This window comes from Tahibacter sp., from assembly GCF_035481375.1.
Lineage (GTDB): Bacteria > Pseudomonadota > Gammaproteobacteria > Xanthomonadales > Rhodanobacteraceae > Tahibacter.
The window spans coordinates 1-6,411 of the sequence record NZ_DATIGT010000072.1 but is presented as its reverse complement, the minus strand read 5'-3'; the positions used below and the strand labels follow the sequence as shown (position 1 = coordinate 6,411).

Genomic DNA, 6,411 nt, shown 5'->3' with positions numbered 1-6,411 from the left:
GAGCCGATTCGCGCGTTCCTCGGGCGCGTCGGTCGCCTGCGCCAGCGCGAGGCGGCCGGCCAGGTCGCGTGCCTCGGCGCGCGTCTGCCGGATCTGCTCGCGCGTGGCTTCGACCGACACTTCCTCGCGCGCGTCGCTCTGGGCCTGCAGCAGCGCGAGCTGCAGCAGCGCGCTCGTCGCCACCACGCCGGAGACGGCCTGCAGCCGCTCGGCCGCAACCGCCGGTTCGCGCGCGTCGAGCGCGGCGAGCGCCTCGCCGTAGGCCGACGCGGCCGGTGCCGGCAGCATCGGCGGCGCCGATGTCGCGAAGGCGGCGAAGCCCTGCAGATAGGCCGCGAACAGCGCGGCCGCGTCGGCGCCGCGAATCTCCACCGACGGCAGCGCATCGGCCGCAAGCGCGGCATCGCGCTGCAGACGCAGCACGAACGCGTCGCCGTCGCGACGCAGACTGCCGCGCACCCATTGCGTCACGCCGGCGGCGCGCGCGACCTCGGGCAGCCGCCGTTCCAGCGCATCGCCGTCGAGATCGGGCGCCGCGCGCGCGAGCGCCGCGAGCACGCGCTCGCGCGTCGCGACCGCAACCGCGCCGTCGTCGCGCAGCCAATAACGCGCGTGTTCCTCGATCGCACGTGCGAGCGGCGCGAGCGATGCGTCGTTGCGGTCGACCGCGATCGGCAATACCGCGACGCGCGGTGTCGGCGCAGCGATCTCGGCCGTCGCAAGTCCGGCGCGCAACGCCGGCCACTGGCGCCGCACGAGTTCGACGGTGCCGAGCAGCGCACAGACGGCGAGCACGGCGAGCAGCAGCGAACGCCGGCGCTGCGGCGACGGCGGCAGGCGCTGCTGGTCGAGCGCGCGCAACGCCTCGTCGGCATTCGCGAAGCGATGCGCCGGCGTCAGCTTGAGCAGGCGCTCGTCGAAAGCCAGCAGCCAGCGCGGCAGGTCGGGCCGGCGCGTGGCGAGCGACGGCGGCGGACGCACGAGCCGGCGCATGACCGTTTCCGCCGGCGTGCCGCCCGAAAACGGCAGATGGCCGCTCAGCGCTTCGTAAAGAATCAGGCCGACCGTGTACAGATCGCTGCGCCCGTCGACCGCCTCGCCGCGCGCCTGTTCCGGCGACAGGTACTCCGGCGTGCCGATGATCAGGCCCGTCTGCGTGACGCCGGTCGCACCGAGGCTGCGCGCGACGCCGAAGTCGGTGATGGTCGGCCGGTCGTTGCGGTCGAACAGGATGTTCGCCGGCTTCAGGTCACGGTGTACGACGCCGCAGTGATGTGCCGCGGACAGTCCCGCGAGCAGCCCGCGCGCGAGCGCGAGCGCGGCGTCGACGTTCAGCGGACCGGCACGTTCCAGCCGCCGCTCCAGCGACTCGCCGTCGATGAAGTCCATGCTGATGAACCAGCGCTCGCCGTCGCGCGCGATGTCGTGGATGCGCACGACGTGAGGACTCGACACCTGGCGCGCGAGCAGCAGTTCGTTGCGGAAGCGCTCGAAGGCTTCGGGCTTGCGCGCGAGTTCCGGGCGCAGCAGCTTGATCGCGACGTCGATGTCGAGCGACAGGTCGCGTGCGCGGTAGACGACGCCCATGCCGCCGACGCCGAGCAGTTCGTCGACGCGAAACCGGCCGTCGAGGACTTCGCCGATACGCAATTCGTACGCGACGATCAGCCCCGTCACGGTGGCCCGCACATCGATACCGGACGTTCCTGCCGCAAGGTCGCTCATAAGCGCGCACGATAGCGCAGAACCCCGGGCGTACCGCTAGCAGTCCTAGCGCGGCCGGATTTCGTCCCAGCGCGGTGCGGGAATGCCGGCTTCGCCGGCCGCGTCGAGCAGCGCGTCGACCGCACCGCGCAATTGCGCGGCGGCGAGCGCCGCGCCGGCCTGCTGCGCGACACCTTCGATGAGTTCGAGGTCGAACTCGGTCAGGAGCGGCCCCGGATTGCGGCTGTCCGCATACACGGCACCGAGCAGTTCGTCGCCGAAGACGACCGGCACGCAGACCACGGCGCGAATGCCGCCGAGCACGACGCTCGGCCGCGCGCCGAGCCAGGGCGAGTCGGACGTATCGCAGCAGATGACGCTGCGCCGCTCGGCCATGCAGCGTTCGAGCGAACCGGCGCTGCCCGCGAACTTGCGATGCGTCAGGTCGTCGCGCGCGAGGCCCTGCGCGGCGCGCACGCTCAACGTCTCCGCCGTCGAGCCATACAGCACGAAGCCGCGTTCGAGCTGCGAGAGTTCGAGCACGGCGTCGAGCGTCTGCCGCAACAAGGCATCGACGCCGAGTGCAGGCTGCAACTGCTGCGACAACGCACGCGAGGTCGAGCGGCGAACCTCGGCGAATGCCGCGGCATCGCGCGCGGTTTCCGCGCTCAGCGGTTCGAGCCAGCAATAGACGTCGCCGATCGCAAACCAGGTCGGCGAATTCAGCACCGCCTCGGACACGAGCCGGCCGTCCACGCGCAGCCCGTTCTTGCTGCCCAGATCGGTCAGCCGCCAGGCTTCGCCGTCGGCGGACACCTCGGCGTGATGCCGCGACACCGAACCGTGATCAAGGACGACCTCACAGCCCGGCGCGCGGCCGACGCTGTAGCGCGTGCCGTCGTCGAACACGCGCACGACGACGGCACGATCCGGCGGATAGGCACTGAAGCGCGCCGGCATGGTCCTCCGCGATCCTCAGGGGCCGCCGTTGAGGCGCGCGATGCTGTAGCGCAGCGAACGCGCGAGGCCGTCGAGGTCGCCCGCATCGTTGACGAGGTCGCGCTGCGAGCGCCAGACGTTTGCGATGCCCGTGCCCGCCTCCTGGTTCACGCGCAGGATGAACAGATCGATCTGCACCAGCGCCGTCGCGTAGTTCAGCGACAGCAGCGCGAGCTGCACATTGGTCAGCAGCCCCGCGAGTTCCAGACGCAGCACGTTGCCGAGAATCGCGGCGACGAGACGCAGCTCCAGATCGACGAGCTTGCCGAGCGCGATGACCGGCAGACCCAGCAGCGTTTCCGCACGCGTGTCGCTGACCATCATGAACTGCGAGAAGCCGCCGCTGCGGCCGCGCCCGCGCACGCTGCCGTTGGTCACGTCGGCCGTGATGTCGAAGAACGCGCCCGACAGCGGCGCCTTGAACACGCGATACGACGTACCCGGCACGAACACGAGCTCGTGCGTGTGGATCTCGAAATCGTAGGCGTTGACGAAACGCAGGTTGCCCTCGCCCGTCTCGCCGGTCTCCATGCCCGAGGCGAAGATGCGCTCGATCGCCGTGGGCTCGACCGTGATGAGCACCGGAAACGCCGGATCGACGCTGACGCCCGAAGGCAGCCGCGCCGTGATCGCCGGATCGGTCGGATTGACGAGCTGGGCGGTGAGGTTCAGTCCGGCGGCCGTGAGGTCGGTCGGCGAGTCGAACGTGATCGTGACTTCGCCGTCATAGGTCTGCAGCCCGCTGACGAGGCTGATGTCGGCATGGGCGACATTGCCGTTGATCGTGACGGTGACCTGGGCGAGCGCGGCATTCCACGGCGCCGCGGCGAGCGCGAGCAACAGGAACGACAACCCCAGCCCCCGGCGGGCGAGTGCGCGCATTGACGCTTTCATCGGTCGCCCCCTTTGCGGCATCGCATCCGTGCCGCTGCGGACTTCGCGGCCAATCTACCGGTGCGTCCGGAGCTTGAACAGCCAGATACGGTGAAGAATGATTGTAGTTCCGTCACTTGGGCGAAATTTCCCGACGGACTTGAGGTTTTTCCCGGGTGCCGACCGACGGAGTCAGCACTGTCGAGTCCGCCAGCACGCGCCAGAGATCATGGCCCGAGGCCCGGTACTTCGCCTCGAACGGCGTCAATGCCGGCGTATCCGGATCGTCGCAGCGAACGAGCCGCGACGCGATGCCGGCGAGGGCCAGCGCGACGCCCCACTCCTCCGCATACGTTTTCCAGTTTGTGCGGAGTTCCATCTGTCCACCGCAGGCCAGCAGCGACGGCAGCACCGGATGTCCGGGCCAGCGCCGCTGCACGTGCTCGGGTTTCGGCCATGGATTCGGATACAGCAGGTACTGCGCGGCGAAGCGCCACTGCCGCTGCGCGGCGAGCAGCCAGAAGTCCACGAGGTCGCAACGCACGAGCAGCGCATTGGACGGAACCTCAGGCGCCGAGCGCCGGCCGCTGTCCAGGCGATGCGCCGACTTGTCGATGCCGATGACGAGCGCTCCGGCGTGCCGCCGCGCGAGCTGCCGCGTGCTCGCGCCGGTGCCGCAGCCCGCGTCGAGCACGCGCGGACGCGGGTCTCCGTCGACGCGTTCGGCCAGTTCGTCGAACGCGCGGCGCGAGTGTTCGGCGACGGGCCGGCGGAACGGATGATCGAGATGACGCTGCACCAGCATCGCGAGGCGCGCGTGCACGCCGTTCTGGCGACTGTCGACCGGACGGGAATTCGCGAACATCGATAGACCGAAACACCGTATGACAAGCCTTGGATTGGCCAGGGCATGAGTTTACATTCGCCGCCTCCGCGCACCGCCGCAGCCTGACGACGACGCCATGGGCGACGCCCGCCGCTATTTCGACCTTGCCACGCCGTTTCCGATGAAGCGCGGCGGCCGCCTGCACGCCGCCCGCCTCGCCTACGAGACCTGGGGCGAACTCAGCGACGCGCGCGACAACGCGATCCTGATCTTCACCGGCCTTTCGCCGAGCGCCCACGCCGCGTCCAACGCGGACGACGACACCCCGGGCTGGTGGGAAGACATGCTCGGCCCGGGCAAACACATCGACACGAGCCGCTGGTACGTGATCTGCGTGAACACGCTGGGCAGTTGCAAGGGCTCCACGGGTGCCGCGTCGATCGACCCCGCCAGCGGCGAACCCTATCGGCTGAACTTTCCCGACCTGACCCTCGAGGACGCCGCGAACGCGGCGCACGAACTCGTACGCGGCCTGGGCATCACGCGGCTCGCCTGCCTGCTCGGCAACTCCATGGGCGGCATGACCGCGCTGGCCTACCTCGCCCTGCATCCGGACAGCGCGCGCAGCCACATCAGCATTTCGACGGCGCCGCAGGCGCAGCCGTTCGCGATCGCGATCCGCTCGCTGCAGCGCGAGGCGATCAGGCTCGATCCGCAGTGGAACAACGGCCACTATTCCGACGACCAGTACCCCGAAGCCGGCATGTCGATCGCGCGCAAGCTCGGCGTCATCACGTATCGGTCGGCCATGGAGTGGGTCGGGCGCTTCGCGCGCATCCGGCTCGAATCCGACCAGCGCGACGAAGAACCCTTCGCCGCGGAATTCCAGATCGAGTCCTACCTGATCGGCCACGCGCGCCGCTTCGTGCGCAACTTCGACCCGAACAGCTATCTGTACCTGTCGCGCGCAAGCGACTGGTTCGACATCGGCGAATACGGCGGCAGCGTCAGCGCCGCGCTCGCGCGCATCCGTCTGCAGCGCGCGCTGGTGATCGGCGTGGAAACCGACATCCTGTTCCCGCTGAGCCAGCAGCAGGAAATTGCCGACGGCCTGCGCCAGAGCGGTGCCGAGGTCGATTTCGTCGCGCTCGACAGCCCGCAGGGACACGATGCGTTCCTCGTCGACATCGCCCGATTCGGTGCCGCCATCGCGCAGTTCCTGGCGCGGCTGTAAAATCGCCGCGCTATCGCCTACGGACCCCGTCATGCTGACCCTGCAGTTCCCCGGCGCGCAGCGCCTCGTCGACGCGCTGGACGCCGCCATCTGCCGCGACTGTCCGACCGAAATCACCGATCAACTGCGCCACACCCTGTGCCGCCTGATTCGCGACCCGGAAGTCCGCCTGCCCGACTGCGTGTTCGAACCCGTCGGCGACCACTACGCCCGACGCGAGCTCTACCGCAGTGACGAACACGGCTACAGCGTCATCGCCATGACCTGGGGCCCCGGCCAGGGCACGCCGATCCACGACCACGCCGGCATGTGGTGCGTCGAAGGCGTCTGGTACGGCCTGCTGGAGATCACGCCGTACGAAATGACCGGCAACGAAGAAAACCGCTACCGCTTCGAATCCCGCGGCACCATGATCGCCGGCGCCGGCTCCGCCGGCAGCCTGATCCCGCCGCACGAGTACCACACCATCTGCAACCCCAGCGACAACGACGTCGCCGTGTCGCTGCACATCTATCGCGGCCCGATGACCTGCTGCAGCGTGTTCCGCCCGCTGGAAAACTTCTGGTACGAGCGCGACCAGCGGCAGCTGTCGCTGGATCAGACGCACTGAGGCGGCCCTGGCGAGCTGGTGGAAGCTCCCTTCAAGGAGTGAAAGACGACTGCTCGGAACCGCAGATTCTGGTCGCTCCGAACGCCCAACGGGCCGGACGGATATCGGCGGGGATGGGCGGGGATGGGTTTCGCCGTCCAGTTCGGGCCATGCGCAGCCCACCCG

General features: G+C 69.4%; 6 protein-coding genes. 2 read left to right on the top strand and 4 right to left on the bottom strand.

Annotated features, from left to right (window positions below; genetic code table 11):
• The 4 genes from VLF18_RS04245 to trmB all read right to left on the bottom strand — a co-directional run.
• Positions 1 to 1,677: serine/threonine-protein kinase (locus VLF18_RS04245; RefSeq protein ID WP_325278377.1), on the bottom strand; the 1,677-nt coding region annotated here is incomplete at its 3' end.
• Between the two features lie 93 nt (positions 1,678 to 1,770).
• A complete protein-coding gene (locus VLF18_RS04240; protein WP_325278376.1) occupies positions 1,771 to 2,664 on the bottom strand; it encodes a GAF domain-containing protein in 894 nt (297 codons plus the stop codon).
• A gap of 15 nt (positions 2,665 to 2,679) precedes the next feature.
• Positions 2,680 to 3,585 (bottom strand): DUF6689 family protein, encoded by a 906-nt coding sequence (locus tag VLF18_RS04235; RefSeq protein WP_325278375.1) that lies wholly within the window; start codon positions 3,583 to 3,585, stop codon positions 2,680 to 2,682.
• A 124-nt stretch (positions 3,586 to 3,709) separates the two neighbouring features.
• Positions 3,710 to 4,441, bottom strand: coding sequence for a tRNA (guanine(46)-N(7))-methyltransferase TrmB (gene trmB, locus VLF18_RS04230; RefSeq protein ID WP_325278374.1), 732 nt, complete (start codon positions 4,439 to 4,441; stop codon positions 3,710 to 3,712).
• Between the two features lie 97 nt (positions 4,442 to 4,538).
• Here trmB and metX point away from each other — a divergent pair, with 97 nt between their 5' ends.
• The gene (gene metX, locus VLF18_RS04225; RefSeq protein WP_325278373.1) at positions 4,539 to 5,636 is read left to right on the top strand and encodes a homoserine O-acetyltransferase MetX; all 1,098 of its coding nucleotides are present in this window, start codon (positions 4,539 to 4,541) and stop codon (positions 5,634 to 5,636) included.
• 31 nt (positions 5,637 to 5,667) lie between these two features.
• On the top strand, positions 5,668 to 6,246 hold the full coding sequence (locus VLF18_RS04220) for a cysteine dioxygenase family protein (RefSeq protein WP_325278372.1): 579 nt from the start codon (positions 5,668 to 5,670) through the stop codon (positions 6,244 to 6,246).
• Positions 6,247 to 6,411: the final 165 nt, after the last annotated feature.